The sequence below is a fragment of the Bifidobacterium longum subsp. longum JCM 1217 genome (assembly GCF_000196555.1).
In the GTDB taxonomy this organism is placed as follows: domain Bacteria; phylum Actinomycetota; class Actinomycetes; order Actinomycetales; family Bifidobacteriaceae; genus Bifidobacterium; species Bifidobacterium longum.
Genome location: NC_015067.1, coordinates 1,222,553 through 1,239,810, shown reverse-complemented (window position 1 = coordinate 1,239,810; position 17,258 = coordinate 1,222,553). Strand labels below are relative to the sequence as shown.

The window sequence follows — 17,258 nt, the reverse complement described above, 5'->3', positions numbered from 1 at the left end:
ATATACGGGGGCATGACCGGAATGGATTGGGATCGCGCGGCGGAGAGCATCAGCCGTGAGGGCGGGACGCGCATGATGGACGCGTACGCCATGCTGGAGCATGATGCGGAAGTGTTCGCCCGCGCCGCCAGATGCCTGGAAACACTGCCCGGAACGGACCGGATTCTAATGGAGGACGCGTTCCGTCTCATGGGACGGTTCGGCGGCGGCCTGACGCCCGCCCAGGCGTCGATCATGTGCCGTGCGGGCATGCTCGCCACCAGGCGGGCCGCGGCCCTCGACCCGGCCGCCTAGGGTTATTCGGGATGAGGTAGTTGTGGTTCCTGCCATAACTGCATGGCAACGCTGGCCCGTAGTGTGACGGTGGTTGTCTGCTTCCTTTTATTCCGGATAGTCGCCGTCGCCACTCCTGGTAGTCCTTGGGAGTGGAAGGATGCCGGCCCCTCACCGGCTTGCCGTATGCGACCGTCAACCGTTCCACCTGCGTGTTCATGCGAACGATGTTCCCCTCACTGTCACGCACATAGAACACGAGCTTCCCCTCGGGGATCGGCTTGCCTTGACGTTCGGCCATGTACCGGTCGATCTCATGCGGATCGTATACCTTCTGACCACCCGGTGTCACCTCATAACGGATACCGCCCTGTTTGACCAACAGTGTGAACATACGCGCGGGAAGGCCGGATGCGGGGAGAACACGCGCCCCCCGCATCCGGCCTTCCCGCGCGTATGGGTATCCGGATCACATGGTCGCGTCCGTGTCCCCGTCCGGATCATGCGGCTTATGCCGGGACGCGAACCATGTGCCGGCGGCCGCCAGGACGGCGGCGACGGCGATCATGATCACGCCCGTCACGCCCGCGCCGGTGGCGGCGAGCCCCGCATCGTATTCGACGTGCACCCTGTAGACGACGGACGTCAGCCCGTCGGCGCTGGTCACGGTGAGCGTCGTGTCCGCGCCGTCCACATGCTTGGTGACGCTCATGCCCGTCTGCTTGTCCCACGACGGGGTGACCACGTAGCGTTCCGGGTTGGCGACCCCGACCGTGTATTCGAGCCTGTCCGGCGAGAACCCGTCCACGTCGCGCCCGTCGACACTCAACCCGGTCAGGCCCGCCCTGTGGGTCGCCTCCGTCAGGTAGGTGACCGTGACGGTACGCGTCCGGTAGGTGACGCCGTCGGGGGCGAGCACCCCGATCCGGTATTTCCACGTCATGCCGTGGTCGCGGCCCGGCGTGATCTTCACGATCTGGCCCAGGTACGATTCGTAGGCGAACGAGCCGCCCTCCGGGATCAGGTATTCGTCGCCCTTCTCCGCGTGGTACGTGCCGTCCTTCGTCCAGCCGACGCTTTTCAGCGTGGCCGTGTCCGGGCCGGGAGCCTCCCGGGTGCCGCCCGTGTCCTTCGGATCGGAGGGTTTGAACGCCTCGTCCGCGGTGGGGGTCCTGTGGTCGCGGACGAGCGTGACCGTGTACGTACGGTTCCCGCCGTCCGGCCCGGTCACCGTCCAATGCTGGACGGTGCTGTGCGCGGTCAGGGTCGTGTCGGACGCCTTCACCGTCTGCCCGGCCTTCGCCCTGGGACTGACCGTGACCTTGTCGTCCTCGCCCGCGGTGATCGTGTATTCGAGGATGTCGGGATCCCACCCTTGGATGGGCTGGCCGTTGACGAGCAGCCCGTCCAGTGCGGCGTCCGGCGCGCCGACGGTCCTGGACGGCTTGTCGAACGGCTGGCGGATCGTGAACCTGCGGGTCACGATGGTGCCGTCCGTCCTGGTCGCCTTGACGGTGCCGGTGAACACGCGCATCCCGTCATCGCCGAGCCCGGTGGGTTTCAACGTGACCGTCGCGTCGTCGCCGCCGGTCACGGCGGGCGCGTACTGGTCGCCGGCCGCGGCGTAGGGGAGCGTGGGCAGGGTCACGTCCAACGGGGTGTCCGCGGCGGTCGCGTCCTCCAGGTCGACGCCGGGGATGAGGGTCGTGTTCCCGTCGGCGGTCCGATGCTCCACGCCGATGCTGAGTTTCGCGTCCCAGGCGCGGCTGGCGGTCAGGTTCACCGTGAGCGTCTGCCCGTTGTCGAGCGTGCGCGTGGCCTTCCCGCTCATGGTCCATACGGGGCCGGCCGCGCCCGACGGGTCGAGCGTGGCCTTGCCCCAGGCGACGGGGAGCGTCGATCCGTCGGACAGTTCCACCTTGTCCGTGTCGGGCATGTTGTCCTTGTCGAGCCGGTGGCCGGTGTCGGTGACGGTCCATTCGGAGCCGTTCTCCGAACCGGTGAAACGGGTCCCGTCCTTCAACGTGATCTCCGTGCCCTGGACGATGCGTATGGGGATGCGGAACGATTCGCCGCCGTGGGACGCGGTCAGGACCTGATCCGTTTCGGTGACGCCGGCCAGCGTGTTCCTGACGTCGGGTGCGGAGGCCGTGGTCGACACTTCGATCCGGTTGGACGTGCTGCCGCCCGTGATCTTCTCGTCCGTGCCGGGCGCCTGGCCCAACGGGGTGGCGGGCGTCCACGTCTTCGACGCGACGTCGTAGGCGAGGGTCTGGCCGTGGAACGTCCAGTTGACGACGCGCAGGCCCGCGACCGCCTGGTCGAGGCCGTCCGCGGCCTTGGCGAGCATCTGGTCGCCGGCGGTGTCCGCGTCCAGTTTCCCCGCGTCGCCGATCGCCTTGCCGAGCGCGTCGAGGCTCGCCCGGTCGTACGCGTCCGTCGCGTCCCTGTCGTCGCGGATCGTTTCGGCCTTCTTCAATGATTCCCTGAACCGGTCGGCGGCGGACACGGCGCGGAACGTGTAGGTGCGGGACTGGGCCTGATCGGGCGCGGCGAGGGTGACGGTCAGCGGATCGTCCTTGGAGACGGATTGGGTCCATCCGTCGGGCAGGCCGTCAAGGGTGACCGCGGTCGTGCCGGCGGGCACGTCGCCTCCCCTCCCGTTGGCCGGATCGAATCCCGTGACGGGGCCGGTGCCGCCTTGCGCGTCCCTCCACCGGGCCGTCACGCCGGCCAGGCCGGCGATGGGCGCGCGCTGTCCGGTGCGGGTCGCCGCCCCGCCCGCCGTCGGCTGGTCGGCCCAGACGGGTGCGGCCGTCCCGCCGGCCAGGGTGGCCGCGGCGAGCGTCGCGGCCAGGGTCCTGCTGATTCGTTTGTCCATGGTTCTCCTTTTCCGAATCGTCGTGCGGGCCTGGAACCGGCCCCGCACGCGTCGGAATGCGTCTATGCGCAACCGCGCAACGCATACGATGGGGCATGGATGATTGGCATGACAGGGTCCTGGCCCTGCTGGACGGGTCGGGGGACGCGCGTCGGGCCGCGTTCGACCCGAATCCGGTGGTGCGCGCGCATGCGGCGGGCATGCCGCTGCCCGACCGTGTCGTGGAACGTCTGGCGGATGATCCGGCGGCCTGCGTGCGCGCCCGCGTGGCCGCCCGGCCCGGCCTGGACGCGGCGCTGATGTCCACGCTCGCCCATGACCGGGATGCGCGCGTGCGCCGCGTGCTCGCGACCCGGACCGATCTGGACGCGGAGACGCTGCGCGTGCTCGGCACGGACTTGGATGCGCGCGTCCTGGAGGCGGCCGGCTTCCCGGAACGGGCGCGCCTGATCCGCATGCTCCCCGTCGAGCCGGACGGGCCGGACGCGCGGAGGGGGTTCGGATGGCGGCGGTGAGGGAGAACACGGTGGAACGCCGGTTCAACATGCTGGCGAGACGGCATGGGGGACTGTCCCTGAAATGGGTGTCGCCCGGACGGTTGGGCGTGCCCGACCGTCTCCTGTTCATGCCCGGCGGCAGGCTGTATCTCGTGGAACTGAAACGGCCGGGAGGAAAGCCCAGGGCCAGCCAGAGCGCCATGTTCGCGAAACTCGAAACACGCGGCTTCCACGTGTGGGTCGTGGACGATCCGGACGCGTTCTTCGACATGATCATGGGGGATGAGGTCGGATAGTCCGGGGCGCGTCTTCACGGCCGCAATGCATGCGCGACGGCCCCGCCTCCCTTCCGGAATGCGGGGCCGTCGCGGTTTCCATTGGCACTACCGGACAGGGACAAGCCGCAATGCTCGTCATTGCGGTCGTTGACATCAGGCGAGATCGTCGGCAAGCGTCCGGTCGGTGAACCCCCAGTCCGCCACGTTCTCCAACGAGGGATCGTCGATGACGCCGGTCAGGTCCCGGTCGGTGGCGAAATCCATGCGATGATTCACCCACGTGTTCTCCCTGATGGTCATGATGTCCAGATCGTCGTCGTCGGATTCGCTTTCCATGATCGCGTACACATGCCACCCGGCGGGCACATGCTCGCGGGGGAGGCGTTCGCAGTCCATCGCGTACCCGTTGACATGGCTGCCGTCCGCGAGCGTGAAGTCGATTTGGCGGGCCAGGTCCGGCCGGTCGAAGATCGCGGCCAGATCATGCGGGTCCGGCGTGTTCCGGGGCGCGGCCACATCCCCCGATACGCCGGCGGCGTTCTTCGGCTCGTACCGGCCGCCGTCGGGCGTTCCCTTCGGCCTGTGGCTCCTGTTGTTCCTGTCCATGACCATGATGGTTTTCCTTTCCTTTTCAGCGCAGGCCGCTCAGGACCGGATTGCCGGCCAGTATGGCATGCATGTCGGAATCGTCCGGATACCGGTCGCGCAGCACCTTGAGGCTCGCCAACGGCAGGCTCGGATTGCCGGCCAGGTTCAGGTCGGTCTGACGGTCGCCGCGTCCGGCGAACGAGCCCAGCAGCTCCGACGGCGTCCTCGGATTGTAGGCGAGCCGCCTGTCCACATCCGGATTGTTCAAGGATGCAAGGCTTGAGGCGAGCGCGAAGTCGAGCTTCGGGCTCATGGCCGCGCCGAACGCGGCCTCGTACCGGTCGTAGGACACGTGGCTCTTCCAGTCGGCGAGCGTCGCCATGTCCATGCGCGGATGGCTCCACACGCGTTCTCGGATCCACGGGTCCGTGGTCCTCTCGTCGATGGCGTGCAGCGCGTCGGGGCCGCAATGCGGATGGCGGAGCACCTTGCCCGCGAACACGCTGCTGTCGCGCGGGTGGATGTTGACGGCGAGGGCGAGCGTCGAATCGTCCGCCGCCGGGTTCGCGGCCACGCGGACGGCCTGCCGCATGCACGGGTCGGCCCACAGGCTTTCCTTGACGAGTTCGGGAGCCGCGTGCGGGTTGGAGCCTATCGCGTCGATGGCCGCGTGCCTGATACGCGGGGTCTGGTCGCGCATCCAGCCCACGCAGCGGTCGCGGAACGCGTCCGACATGACGGGGCGCATGCAGGCGCCGGACACCGTGTCCGCGCGTGCCGAATTCGACTTCTGCCGGAATACGAGCCTGTCCACGTCATCCTCCGTGAGGTTCGGATTCGACGCGAGGCACGCGTCCACCTCGGGCCGGTGGGCGGCCATCAGGCCGATCGTGTCGGGGCCGGAGACGGTGCGAATGTACTCGATGTCATCCCCGGTGAGGGGTTCGTGCGAGCCGATGATGCGGGCCGACGGGTCCGCCCCCGACGGTTCGGCCACGTCATCCGACCCGGCCGAACCGTTTTTCGCCTCGTATCGGCCGCCGTCGGGCGTGCCCTTCGGCTTGTGGCTCCTGTTATGCCTGTCCATGACCATGACGGCCTCCCTCCGGTCGGTTGCGTTTTCGCCATGCTCCTATGCGTCCCCGAGCAGCAGGCGGGGCCAGTCCGCGTCGGACGGCACGGTGAACGCGAGCATGTCGAGATCATGGTGCTTCGGTTCGGATTCCCCGTCGGCGAGCATGAAGCAGAAGACGCCCGGGCTGGCGGGCAGGAGGCCCTGCATGACGCCGACGCCCCACATGGCGGTCGCCGTCTCCGCCACGTTGTCCGGATCGCCCTTGTATTCGCGTCTCGGATCCGGGTAGCGGACCTGGCAGACGACGCCGCAGCAGGCGCCCGGGCTCGCGTGCCATGCGCCTTGGCAGGCGCGCATGGCACGCGTCTGCATCGCCTTGCGCTCCCGGGCCGTCATGCGCATGTTGCTGGTCAGCCACGAATCCTCGCCGAACGTGGCGCGCGCCAGGGTCGCTTTGGAGCCGGGCACGCGGGCCAGCAGCCGGGCCAGCGGGTCGACGCCGGGGGCCAATGGGATCACCCAGATGAACAGTTCCGCCCGGCCGCCCGGCAGGGGGCGGGGATCCCTCAGATAGCAGGTCATCACGCGATGGTACGGGTCGTCGTCCGGCCACAGGGCCTCGTCCGTGCCCGCGTCGATCAGGGGCTTCAGGGTCTCGGCGGCGAGCACGGGGCTTTCCGGGCGTCCCCCCACGGTGACGAGCATCATGTACCGGTTGACCCGGGGCGCGCCCGCGGTCTTCGCCTCCCGCCACACCTGCCGTCCGTAGGCGCGCAGGCGTCCCCGCCGCCGTTTCCGTTCGATCACGTCCTCGTTGTTTTGCTTCAATGTTTGTTCGACAGGTTCGGCAGTGTTTTTCCGTAGTGTGGGCTGATGGTTTTCCCCGGTGTCGTCATCGTTTCCCGGTGATGTGATAGGCATCGGTGCCGCCGCCTGTATATTCCCGAGTTGCCAATCGGTTTTGATTCGGCCGGTTGCCGCCGGCCGGCGCTCGGGAAGGAAAGGAACATGGCGATACCGATGCCCATTGTGCAAGATATCAGGAGACTCGACCGGCAGGGAATGTCGCGCGCGCAGATAGCGCGGCGTCTTCACGTGGATCGCGGGACGGTCGCGAAGTACGCGGATATGGAGGATTGCTCGCCCAAGCCGAAGGCGGATCGCAGGTACGGGTCGAAGATCGACCCGTACGCGCATCTGGTGGACGAGTGGCTGGAGGCCGATCGTCTGCTGCCCAGGAAGCAGCGGCACACGATCAGGCGCGTGCACGACCGTCTGCTGGCGGAGACGGATTACGACGGCGAGTATTCGACCACGATGCGTTACGTGCACCGGTGGCGCGAGGCGAACCGCGGCGTGCCGGATCGCGAGGGGTACGTGCGGCTCGAGTGGGCGGCGGGCAGCATGCAGGTCGATTTCGGCGTGGCCCGGGCCCGGATCGCTGGCGAGATGGCGGACGTGCATTGCCTGGTGGTCTCGTTGCCGTATTCGAACATGCGGTTGTGCGTGGCGTTGCCGGGCGAGAACGCGGAGTGTCTGTGCCATGGCCTGATGCTCGTGTTCGAGCATATCGGGGGTGTTCCTCCCGTGATCGTGATGGACAACGCGACCGGTGCCGGCCGGCGCAACGCGAAGGGCGAGGTCGCGTTGACCGGGGTGTTCTCCGCGTTCGTGGCGCATTACCGGCTCGAGGTCCGGTTCTGCAACCCGTATTCGGGCAACGAGAAGGGCAGCGTGGAGAACGCGGTCGGGTTTTTGCGGCGCAATCTCATGGTGCCGCCCATGCGCGCGGAATCGTATGGGCAGTTGAGCCGTCTCCTGCTGGAGCGGTGCGACGGGCTCGCCAGGGACTCGTATTGCCCGAGGTTGCTGGACGTGCCCGTGGCCGAGGTGTTCGACGAGGAGAGGGCCGCGTTGATGCCGTTGCCGTCCACGGCGTTCGACCCGGTTCGCTGGGAAAGCCGGACGGCCGACAAGTACGGGCTGGTCGACATCGACTCGAACCGGTACCTCGCCGGCCCCGATTCGGCGCGTTCCAGGGTATTGGCCGCGATCCGGTGGGACACGGTCACGCTCACCTCGCCCGCCACCGGCGAGCTCTTCGCGGAGTATCCCAGACAGTACGGACGGTCGCGCAATGTGGAGGATCCCGCGCTCGTGCTTCCCCGGCTCGCGGTCAAACCCCGCGCGTGGCGGGAAAGCTCGATCCGCCCGGACGTGCCCGACGATATACGCGCGTGGCTTGATTCCATGGACGAAAAGACGTTGAGGGAGAGCCTCAAAGCGATCGGGGACGCGTGCCGGGCGGCCGGGTTCGATCCCGCGATGCAGGCGTGCGGCGAGATCCTGCGCTCGAACAGGGACATGGGCCTGCACGCGGACTCGCTCACCCCTATCGCGTTGCGCATGCGCGACGGCGAGTGGGAATACCCCGGCGGGATCGAGGAGCCCGACCTGAGCGGCTACGACCGGTTCATCACCGGCACGGACGACGGAGGGGAAGAACGGTGAGCGTCAGACCCGATCCGGTGATCCCGGAGACCCGCCGCCGTCGCGCGTCCACGACCGAGAAGAGCGAGAGGATCCTGAAGATGAGCCGCAGCCTGACCCTGACACGCAGCGTGCTCGCGGGCACGCTCGCCGAGGCCACGCCCAACCAGCTCGACTTCATCGAACGATGGTTCACGGCCGAACTCGACTCGCGCGAGCGATCCAAACGCCTGCGCCTGCTCAAACAGGCCGGCTTCCCCGCCGACAAGACCCTCGACGGCTATGACTGGACCAACCTGAAGATGCCCGCCGACTGGGGGCGCGCGCAGCTCGAGAACCTCGACTTCGTCGCCGGATGCGAGGACCTCGTGCTCTACGGGCCCGTCGGCACCGGCAAGAGCCACCTGGCCATCGCGATCGGACGGCTCGCCTGCGAGCGGGGCGTCCCGGTGCGCTTCTTCACCGCGACCGGACTGCTCATGCGTCTGCGCCGCGCCCAGCAGGAGAACCGGCTCGACCGGGAACTCGCGAGCATCGGCAAGGCCCGACTTCTCATCATCGACGAGTTCGGCTACCTGCCCATAGACGAGGAGGGCAGCAGGCTCCTCTTCCAGATCATTTCCGATTCCTACGAGACAAGGAGCATCATCTACACCACCAACATCGAATTCAGCGGATGGGGACGCGTGCTCGGCGACAAGAACATGGCCGCCGCCCTCATCGACCGCACCGTCCACCACGGACGGCTCATCAGATTCGAGGGCCGCTCCTACCGAAGCGAACACGCCCTCATGACCAAATAACCAACACAACGCAGACAGGCAGCGGCCGATACCGCACACCCTGCGGAAAACCCGCTGCCTACACTGCGGAAAAACACCGCTCACAAAGCGGACGCCAACTTGCTAAAACACACCTCGTCGCCGGTGGTCGTCATCCACAGGGAGGCGGACACCGTGAACCGGACCGCGTATGGTCTCAAGCCGTTCATGCGGCGCGGCTATGCCGGCCCCGGGGCGCGTATGCATTCCGGGCGGGCTGTATGCATCCGTATGCATCAGGGGATGCATACATCTTTTCTTTCCGTTTCGGCTTGTTTCCGACGTTCCGGGGATGGTCCGGGGGCGTGTATGCATTGTATGCATCATTCCCTTATAGAGGATTCGGGAAAAAGGGAAGAAACCCCTTATATTGATGCATACAATGCATACAAGAGAAAGGAATTCTGTTTTTCCCTTTATATATAAGGGTTTTCGGGCTTTTTCCGGGCTTTTTCTGTATGCATCCCCGGATGCATACAAATGCATACACGCGAACCGGAATGCATACACGGTCCCGCGCATGCGGCTCCACAGCATCGCGAACCCCCGGGGAGCCCGGCGAAACGGATCGGAGGATCGCTTGACGTCCTCCCCACGCCTAAAGGCGGGGCACCCTCACGGCAAAACGGTGGCCGGCGGTCGCCGGCCCCGGGCCGTGTATGCATTCCGGCCGGCCTGTATGCATCCGTATGCATCCGGGGATGCATACATCTTCTCTTCCCGTTTCGGCTTGGTTCCAACGTTCCGGGGATGGTCCGGGGGCGTGTATGCATTGTATGCATCATTCCCTTATAGAGGATTCGAGAAAAAGGAAGGAAACCCCTTATATTGATGCATACAATGCATACAAGAGAAAGGAATTCTGTTTTTCCCTTTATATATAAGGGTTTTCGGGCTTTTTCCGGGCTTTTTCTGTATGCATCCCCGGATGCATACAAATGCATACACGCGAACCGGAATGCATACACGGTCCCGCGCATGCGGCTCCACAGCATCGCGAACCCCCGGGGAGCCCGGCGAAACGGATCGGAGGATCGCTTGACGTCCTCCCCACGCCTAAAGGCGGGGCACCCTCACGGCAAAACGGTGGCCGGCGGTCGCCGGCCCCGGGCCGTGTATGCATTCCGGGGCGCGTGTATGCATCCGTATGCATCCGGGGATGCATACATCTTCTCTTCCCGTTTCGGCTTGTTTCCGACGTTCCGGGGATGGTCCGGGGGCGTGTATGCATTGTATGCATCGTTCCCTTATAGGGGATTCGGGAAAAAGGGAAGAAACCCCTTATATTGATGCATACAATGCATACAAGAGAAAGGAATTCTGTTTTTCCCTTTATATATAAGGGTTTTCGGGCTTTTTCCGGGCTTTTTCTGTATGCATCCCCGGATGCATACAGATGCATACACGCATACAAAACGGGCCGGAAAACTATACAATATTGTAAAGTCCGGGGCCGGGGCTTTACAATAATGTAAAGCCCGACGGAACCCGTCCGCGGGGACGCATGCATCCCTCCATGAACGATCGCATCGCATTCTCCACAGAACACTTCACCGTCCACCGTCTCGACGACCCGGAACGCCCATACCGGATCGACAACGGGACGGACGCCACGCGCCTCGGCGAACCGGCCTGCGTGACCATCCGCATGGAATACGGCAAGGCCCGCATCGCATGGACCGGCATCGGCGCCCGCGACGCCGGCGACGCCCGCCTGTTCGCCGGTCTCGTCCGCGAGGCGTGCGACGTGGCCGACCGCATCAACCACAGCCGCGAAGGCCGGCAGGCCGCCCGGCTCGGCGACGACTACCTCGAATCGTTGGGAATCGAACGATGAACCGTTTCGAACAGGCGCTCGCACCCCACATGGCCCGTCGCGTGCTCGCCGCATGGGTGGGCGGCAGCCACGCGCACGGGCTCGCCCGTCCGGACAGCGACATCGACCTGAGGATCGTCATCGCGCCGGATCCGGAGGACATCCTCCTGGATCGCGCGGACGCGACGATCGGGCTGCACGATCCCGACATCACCATCATGACGCCCGTCGCGTTCCTGAAAGGCGTCGCCAAGGGATCCCCGAACATGCTCGAGGCCCTGTCCCTGCCGGACGGGTGCCTGCTCCTCGACGCGGGGCTGCCGGACGGTCTGAAGCCCCTGGCGGCCGGTCTGGCGACACGGCGGACCGTGGACATGGCGTTGGGCAACGTCGCCTCGAACCTGCATCTGCTGGAACGGGACATGGACGCCCGGCGGCGGCGGAAAATGCAGGCGGAATCGATGCGGCTCATGCTCGCCGCCGGCCTCGTCTGCGCGGACCCGTCCGCCCCATGGCCGTGCCGCCTGCCGGACGACGACCTCGCGGAATTGCGGCGCATCCGCGCGCACGGCATGCATGACGACGAGCTGGCGCGCCAACTGCCCGTCATGCGCGAGTACGCGGCCGCGCACCGGCGTCCCGCCTCGAACACGAAAGCCGTCCGGGAGGCGGAGCATGTGGCCGCGAACCTGTTGAAGGGCGTCATCCTCGGCACGACGGCCACGTTCCCCATGGAAGGCGTGCCCGCCATGCTCGAAACGTTCGAGAAACGCGAGGGGAACGCATACCCGACGGCATGAACGGACTGCTCCCGCATAATCGGACCGCATTGCGCGGACTGGAGGCCATGCTCGACATGACGGACAGGGCGGCCGTCATCCAGCCGACCGGGACCGGCAAATCCTACGTCGCCGCCGCGCTCATCGCCGCCCGCCCGTCATGGGACGTCATCTGGTGCACTCCGTCAAGGACCATCACCGACGGCCGGCTGCCATGCCTGGAACGGGACATCCCGGGCTTCCGGGCCGACCGGGTGACGGTCCTCACCTACGCGAAGCTGATGATCGGCACGCGCCGCGGGAACCCCATGCCGCATGCGGACCTGATCATCCTCGACGAATACCATCATTGCGGGGCCCGCCATTGGGGCGCGGGGGTGCGCCGTCTCCTGGACGCGAACCCCGGGGCGAGGATCGTCGGACTGTCGGCCACGCCCAGACGGTACGGGGACGGGGCCAGGGACATGACCGACGAGCTGTTCGACGGGCGGGTCGCCTCCCGCATGACATTGAGCGAGGCATGGGCGCGACGGATACTGCCCGTCCCCGAATACGTCATCGCCGGATACGAGGGGGATGCGCTCATCGGACGCGTCCGCCCCCGCGTGGAACGGTGCGGGACGCCGGACGCGCGCCGCCTGTTCGAACGGCTGCGCCGCGCCGTGACGGGCATGGCAGGCGTCGACGCCATGTTCGCCCGCCGCCTGCCGCCGGACGCGCACGTCATCGTGTTCTGCACCGACCTGACCCGGCTGGAGGGGGCGCGCGCCCATGCCCGCGAATGGTTCGGCCCGGATGCGAGGGATTACGCGATCCACAGCCGGTACGGGCGGCCCGACGGCGCGATCCGCGCGTTCGAGGCGGATTCGGCGCCGGGGCGGAAGATCCTGTACTGCGTGGACATGCTCAACGAGGGCGTGCATCTGGACGGCGTGGACGCGATCGTCATGCTGCGCGCCACCACAAGCCCGCACGTGTACCTCCAGCAGTTGGGGCGCGTCCTGGACGCGACGGGCAACCGGACGCCCCTCGTGTTCGACATATCGGACAATTATTCGGGGCTGGGATGGCTGCTCGCCCATGGAACCCCCGCGGATGCGGCCGGCGGCGCGGATATGGATGCCGGAAACCCGCTGGCGGGCATGCGGATCGTGGACGAGACGGCCGACATCCGCATCCTCGCCTCCCGTCTGGAGGACATGCTGGGCATGAGCATGGACGGGAAGATCGAATACGTGATCCGACGATTGGGGGAACGCCGTGGCGACAAGCGTTGAAGCCAGACGATACCAGGCGTATGCGGCGCGGATCCGCGACGCGTGGCGGCATGGCCGGCTCGACGCGGGGCAGACCCGTCGTCTGGAGGCCGCGGGATTCGAGTTCGAGCCGCGACGGTTGTCCGGCGTGGTGCGCATCGAGGACGGCAGACGGTTCGACACGCTGAAGGCCGCCCATGATGAGACCGGGGCGGCCGTGGGCAGGATCAGCGTGGCGGCCAGAAGCGCGCAGCCATGGCGTCGCAGCGCCGGCGGCGCGCACTGGATTTCCGCCGGACGCTGGGATGCGCTGGGCGAACAAGGCCGCCGCCGGCTGCGGGGGCTTGTGGAGGGGGAGCGGCTCAGGGGACTGTGGGTGTGCGCCGAAACGGGGGAGGCGTACGACACGATGACGCTGGCCGCCGAAGCGCATGGCATGCCCGTATCCCGGTTGCAGAAGCGCAACCGGCTGGACAGGCGGAACGGGGGCGTCCACTGGGTCGACGGCGTCACGTACGGGCGGATACGCCGCCGGCATCCCGGCCTGCTCGCCGCCTGGCGCAGGACGATGCGCGAGACCATGCTGCGCGGCCCGGTCGTATGCGTGGAGACGGGCGTCGAATACGGGGACGCGATGCGCGCCGCCGAAACCCTGGCCCTGACGGGCCGGACAAGGAACACGCCCGGCATGCGCGACCTGATCAACCATGTGCGAGACAATCCGGATCGCCGCGCCGGCGGCTTCCATTGGGCGAGCCCGGAATGGCTGGCCCGGCTGGCCTCGGCTGATCCGGCGCTCCTGGCCCGGCTGAGGGCGGGATCCGCGCCGAAAGGCAACCGGCACGCCATCCGCTGCGTGGAGACGGGAACCATATACCCGTCGTTGCGCGCCGCCGCAGTCGCATTGGGACTGCCCGCCGGGTCGGCCACCAACATCGGGCATGTGGCGGGCGACCCGGATCACGTCGCCTACGGATACCATTGGGCGAGCATCGCCGACGACGGGACGCCACGGGACGCTTATCCGGCGCATGGATGACCACCGGCCGGGGACAAGGCGCATGCGCTAGCATCGGAAGCCGATACGTTGACGTCCTCCCATGCCTGAGGCATGGGAGTCCCGTATCAGTGCGATACGGTCGGTTTGCGCTTCTGAACGGCCGGCCTGGTACATGCATGATGATGATCGGATCGTCGTTTGGCTGGCCGATTGGAACAGGATGGGCCCGGAGACCGGGATCCGGATCAGCCCCGGCGCATGATGCGCGCCAGTTCGGCCGCGTCCATGAGCGGGCCGGACGGTTCCGGGCCGGAGGCGGCCGGTGCGACCGGTCGGCCGGCGGGTGCGGTGCCGTCATCCCCGTTCCCCCCGGATCCGGCATCGGCCGGGCCGCCCCCGTACTCGTCGAGGCTTTCATCCCACTTGTCCTTGATGGCCTGCAGGAACGGGAAACGCAGATATGATTCCGCCTCGGGGAACCGGATGCGTTCCATGACCCGTTGTTCGAACTCCGGGTTCGAAGGCGTGTCCTTGTCCAGGGAGTCGAGGTATTCGTCCATGCCGATCCCGTCGGGCAGGCCGATCCGTTCGGCCAAAGCCTTGCCGAGCGCCGCCACGCCCGCATGATGCCCAAGCATGGGGAACGAGCTCTTGAAATCGTAGGGCGGCTGCCCCTCCATCTCGCTCAGGCCCGCGCCCTTGGACACGCCCTCGTCGATCACGTTCGCCGGAATGTCGGGCACGTCCTTCGCGATGTTGAAGATCAGGTTCTTCTGCGCGTCGTTGACCTTCGCGCCCATGATGACCTTGTTGCCCAGGTTGCCGCGCAACGCGGGCGGCATGCCCGTCGTCGACGACGCGATCTGGGTGGCGACCACCACCCGGTAGCCATAGGCTCGGCCGATCTGAAGGATGCGGATCAGGGTGGACAGGATGAGCGCCTTCACCTGCTGTTCGAACATCTTCTCCATGACCGGCGGCAGCGGGTTCTTCGGCAGGCTGGTCGCATCCTTCGCGCCGACCGTCAGCTGGGACAGCTCGTCCACGACGATCAGCCGGTACGGGTATCGTCTCTTGTCCTCGTCTGACAGGTCGTCGTACCAGTTCTGCCAGCCGTGGCTCTTCCACGCCCTGGCGCGCTCGCCGCCGTCCTCGATGTCGTCGAGCAGCCATTTCAACAGTCCGGCGGTCTGGAGCAGCGAATCCGCGCCCCAGCCCCGGTCCGCGATCCACGGCCGGCACCAGTAGTAGTCGGTGGCCTTCGTGGAATGGTCGATCACGTACAGTTCCGCGCCCGTGCCGATGCCCAACGTGGTCACGTCATTGATGGTGACGCTGTTATGCGTGGGCACGAACCCGCCCATGAGGAACAGGTGGTCGTCGGTCGCCACGTTCAGGCAGCGGACCGGCTCCGTGCGCCCCGTCGGCTCGCAGGACGTGATGTACAGCCAATCCTGCGTGGAACGGGTGTCGGTCTTGAGCCGTGCCAGTTTGCGGGGCAAGCGGAACACGGGTTTGGAGGTGGTGAAACGGATCCGATACCGGATGCCGGCCTCCACACGTTCGCCGTCTTTTGTATAGCCCGCCCGTCCGGAGTGCATGCCGGCGGCGATGCCCAGGGAGCGGATGAGCTCCAATGCGGTTTCGGCAAGCCGCTGATTGGTGAAGCACAGTTCGCATGATCCGCGACTGGAAACCGAACCGTCCGTATCCATGAGCCCCTGGAGCAGGGCGAGGCGCTGGCTCTTGGAGGCGCGCAGATAGACGGCGGGGATGTGCTTGTCCATGTACAGGCCGAGCCTTTTGAGTTCGGTTACGAGGATGCGCCCGTCATCCATGTCATAGAACCAGGTATGCGCCCCGTGTTCAACTTTTCCGCGACGGATCGAACCACCCAGACTGGAGAGAATGTCGGGTTGCATATGCGGTTCGTCGTCATCGTTGAGACAGATGGCCCCGGCACGGGAGATGCCGTCGCCAAGCCAGGTGCCGAGGAAATACGGGCCGAGCGGCAGGTTGGCGTCCGGATTCTCGATGGGATTGGCAAGGCGGATACCCCAGCATTTGCCGTGAGGTTTCGGATTCTCCGATATCTCGCGTGCAGTGAGGATCGTTTCGACGGTGTTCGCCCATACGCCGCCGGGCATGACGTAGGATTCGCGTTCGTCGGCGATGGCGTGCAGCAGTTCCGCCTCGTCGCACAGGCCATCCGACCCGACCAGATCATGCCGTTCCGCGCAGTTCTGGGTCACATTAGGGGGCAGCCCGTGGTCGATGGCGATATGGCGTCGGTTGGCTCTCACGCCATCCCCGACCGTGGCCGCTTCGTCACGCAAACGATTCACGAGCCGGATGGTCTGTTCGCGTCGCTCCCGGCCTCGTTCGTCGGACATGGCCTGGCGCATGACGGAATCCGATACGGTCCACAGATGGTTGTCCGCGCATTCCAGAATCTGGCCATCGGACAGGGTCAGACGGTAGATGGGCAGCTCCTCCACGTCGCTGAAGTCCTTGATGGGGATGATCCGCCCGTCGCGCCCGTACACCGGATCGCCTTCTTTGAGGTCCCGGTTCCTAGCCCAGCCGGCGGGGAAGCGTTCGGAGACGGGCACGGGGATACGCGCATCCAAGGGAAGAGCCTTGCCGCCACCTGACAATCCGGCTATAAGGAGGCCGAGGGATTGGGTCCAGTCGACGAACGCGGGTTCGCCGGTCTCGCCGGGGCGGGCCAGTCGGATGCCGAACGGGGTCTTGTCGCGGACGGTCGGGTCGCCGATCCGGTCGAACGGGAAGGGGACGAGTTTGGGGAAGGTGGGCGGCTCGCCGGGATGGATCTCGATGACGCCGGTGTCGGGGTCGGCGTCAAACCACCAGCCGAGCCGGCCGACGGTCAGGCAGGCCTTCTCCATGCGCGTGTCCATTTTGGACGGCTGGTAGGTGATGCCCTCGTCGAGGAGGACCTTCCATCCGCCGTCCTCCAAAGGCGTGACCCTGAGATCCCAGTCGTGCAGGCCGAGTTCGGTGGCGATCTGGGCGCGGGCCGTGGCCTGCGCGTCCGTGAGCCGTTCGAGGAGCGCCTTGCCTTCGTACGGGTGGAACACGGTGAGCCGGTATCCGGGGTATTTCGTCTCGTATACGGCCTGCACCTCGGCGCCCTTGCTGGGTTTCGAATGTTCGGCGCTCAGATTGACTTCGAGGCTGGAATCGTCGCGCATGTCGACGCTGGACGACTGCCGGTCGACGAGGACGGCGACATGCCGGTCCCGGTCGATGAATTCGAGGCGGGCGGCCTTGGCCTCCGGATACCCGGCCTGCCATTTCGCTATCTGCCGGTCGAGGAGCGCCCGGTGGCCGCCGTTGTTCGCCGGGTCGAATTCGACGCTGTCGCCTGCCTGGGTCTTCACGCGGACGGGGTATTCGTATTCGAATCTGATCATGCGTGCCGGCTATGCCGGGCCCGGACGCTTACGGGAGGGCGTGAAATCCTGGAGTGCGCGCCGTCCG

General features: G+C 66.5%; 14 protein-coding genes. 9 read left to right on the top strand and 5 right to left on the bottom strand.

Annotation, left to right across the window (positions count from 1 at the left end):
* Positions 1-12: 12 nt before the first annotated feature.
* Positions 13-294 carry a hypothetical protein gene (locus BLLJ_RS05455; protein WP_032740835.1) on the top strand — a complete coding sequence of 94 codons (282 nt, stop codon included), beginning with the start codon at positions 13-15 and terminating at the stop codon, positions 292-294.
* Between the two features lie 448 nt (positions 295-742).
* On the opposite strand, the gene BLLJ_RS05450 is transcribed toward BLLJ_RS05455, so the two are convergent.
* Positions 743-3,154: a hypothetical protein gene (locus BLLJ_RS05450; protein ID WP_013582754.1), complete on the bottom strand. Its 2,412-nt coding sequence runs from the start codon at positions 3,152-3,154 to the stop codon at positions 743-745.
* Positions 3,155-3,249: 95 nt separating this feature from the next.
* On the opposite strand from BLLJ_RS05450, the gene BLLJ_RS05445 reads away from it, so the two are divergent.
* Both BLLJ_RS05445 and BLLJ_RS05440 read left to right on the top strand, forming a co-directional pair.
* A complete protein-coding gene (locus BLLJ_RS05445; protein WP_013582753.1) occupies positions 3,250-3,669 on the top strand; it encodes a hypothetical protein in 420 nt (139 codons plus the stop codon).
* Positions 3,657-3,947, top strand: coding sequence for a VRR-NUC domain-containing protein (locus tag BLLJ_RS05440; protein ID WP_016507683.1), 291 nt, complete (start codon positions 3,657-3,659; stop codon positions 3,945-3,947). The genes BLLJ_RS05445 and BLLJ_RS05440 overlap by 13 nt, the downstream gene beginning before the upstream one ends.
* A 135-nt stretch (positions 3,948-4,082) precedes the next feature.
* Here the strand turns inward: BLLJ_RS05440 and BLLJ_RS05435 are convergent, their stop codons facing one another.
* From BLLJ_RS05435 to BLLJ_RS05425, 3 genes are read right to left on the bottom strand one after another with little or no spacing between them, the layout of a single operon-like run.
* Positions 4,083-4,541, bottom strand: coding sequence for a hypothetical protein (locus BLLJ_RS05435; RefSeq protein ID WP_012577532.1), 459 nt, complete (start codon positions 4,539-4,541; stop codon positions 4,083-4,085).
* 19 nt (positions 4,542-4,560) lie between these two features.
* The gene (locus BLLJ_RS11440; RefSeq protein ID WP_013582751.1) at positions 4,561-5,610 is read right to left on the bottom strand and encodes a hypothetical protein; all 1,050 of its coding nucleotides are present in this window, start codon (positions 5,608-5,610) and stop codon (positions 4,561-4,563) included.
* A 39-nt stretch (positions 5,611-5,649) separates the two neighbouring features.
* A complete protein-coding gene (locus tag BLLJ_RS05425; RefSeq protein ID WP_074710120.1) occupies positions 5,650-6,420 on the bottom strand; it encodes a hypothetical protein in 771 nt (256 codons plus the stop codon).
* Between the two features lie 180 nt (positions 6,421-6,600).
* On the opposite strand from BLLJ_RS05425, the gene istA reads away from it, so the two are divergent.
* The 6 genes from istA (at position 6,601) to BLLJ_RS05395 (ending at position 13,793) form a co-directional block, all read left to right on the top strand.
* Positions 6,601-8,103, top strand: coding sequence for an IS21 family transposase (gene istA, locus BLLJ_RS05420; RefSeq protein WP_013140934.1), 1,503 nt, complete (start codon positions 6,601-6,603; stop codon positions 8,101-8,103).
* A 17-nt stretch (positions 8,104-8,120) separates the two neighbouring features.
* Positions 8,121-8,885: an IS21-like element ISBlo1 family helper ATPase IstB gene (gene istB, locus BLLJ_RS05415; RefSeq protein ID WP_012472066.1), complete on the top strand. Its 765-nt coding sequence runs from the start codon at positions 8,121-8,123 to the stop codon at positions 8,883-8,885.
* A 1,534-nt stretch (positions 8,886-10,419) separates the two neighbouring features.
* A complete protein-coding gene (locus BLLJ_RS05410) occupies positions 10,420-10,740 on the top strand; it encodes a hypothetical protein (protein WP_013582748.1) in 321 nt (106 codons plus the stop codon).
* The gene (locus BLLJ_RS05405) at positions 10,737-11,519 is read left to right on the top strand and encodes a DNA polymerase beta superfamily protein (protein ID WP_013582747.1); all 783 of its coding nucleotides are present in this window, start codon (positions 10,737-10,739) and stop codon (positions 11,517-11,519) included. The genes BLLJ_RS05410 and BLLJ_RS05405 overlap by 4 nt, the downstream gene beginning before the upstream one ends.
* Entirely contained in the window at positions 11,516-12,775 is a 1,260-nt protein-coding gene (locus BLLJ_RS05400; RefSeq protein WP_016507680.1) for a DEAD/DEAH box helicase, read from the top strand. The genes BLLJ_RS05405 and BLLJ_RS05400 overlap by 4 nt, the downstream gene beginning before the upstream one ends.
* Complete coding sequence (locus BLLJ_RS05395) at positions 12,759-13,793, top strand: hypothetical protein (protein WP_013582745.1); 1,035 nt, start codon at positions 12,759-12,761, stop codon at positions 13,791-13,793. The genes BLLJ_RS05400 and BLLJ_RS05395 overlap by 17 nt, the downstream gene beginning before the upstream one ends.
* 206 nt (positions 13,794-13,999) lie before the next feature.
* Here BLLJ_RS05395 and BLLJ_RS11435 read toward each other — a convergent pair whose 3' ends face one another.
* Positions 14,000-17,191: an LAGLIDADG family homing endonuclease gene (locus tag BLLJ_RS11435; RefSeq protein ID WP_013582744.1), complete on the bottom strand. Its 3,192-nt coding sequence runs from the start codon at positions 17,189-17,191 to the stop codon at positions 14,000-14,002.
* Positions 17,192-17,258: the final 67 nt, after the last annotated feature.

Coding starts and splice junctions, on each gene's coding strand:
- BLLJ_RS05455 (WP_032740835.1), top strand. CDS start 13: ATGACCGGAATGGATTGGGATCGCGCGGCGGAGAGCATCAGCCGTGAG.
- BLLJ_RS05450 (WP_013582754.1), bottom strand. CDS start 3,154: ATGGACAAACGAATCAGCAGGACCCTGGCCGCGACGCTCGCCGCGGCC.
- BLLJ_RS05445 (WP_013582753.1), top strand. CDS start 3,250: ATGGATGATTGGCATGACAGGGTCCTGGCCCTGCTGGACGGGTCGGGG.
- BLLJ_RS05440 (WP_016507683.1), top strand. CDS start 3,657: ATGGCGGCGGTGAGGGAGAACACGGTGGAACGCCGGTTCAACATGCTG.
- BLLJ_RS05435 (WP_012577532.1), bottom strand. CDS start 4,541: ATGGTCATGGACAGGAACAACAGGAGCCACAGGCCGAAGGGAACGCCC.
- BLLJ_RS11440 (WP_013582751.1), bottom strand. CDS start 5,610: ATGGTCATGGACAGGCATAACAGGAGCCACAAGCCGAAGGGCACGCCC.
- istA (WP_013140934.1), top strand. CDS start 6,601: ATGGCGATACCGATGCCCATTGTGCAAGATATCAGGAGACTCGACCGG.
- BLLJ_RS05410 (WP_013582748.1), top strand. CDS start 10,420: ATGAACGATCGCATCGCATTCTCCACAGAACACTTCACCGTCCACCGT.
- BLLJ_RS05405 (WP_013582747.1), top strand. CDS start 10,737: ATGAACCGTTTCGAACAGGCGCTCGCACCCCACATGGCCCGTCGCGTG.
- BLLJ_RS05400 (WP_016507680.1), top strand. CDS start 11,516: ATGAACGGACTGCTCCCGCATAATCGGACCGCATTGCGCGGACTGGAG.
- BLLJ_RS11435 (WP_013582744.1), bottom strand. CDS start 17,191: ATGATCAGATTCGAATACGAATACCCCGTCCGCGTGAAGACCCAGGCA.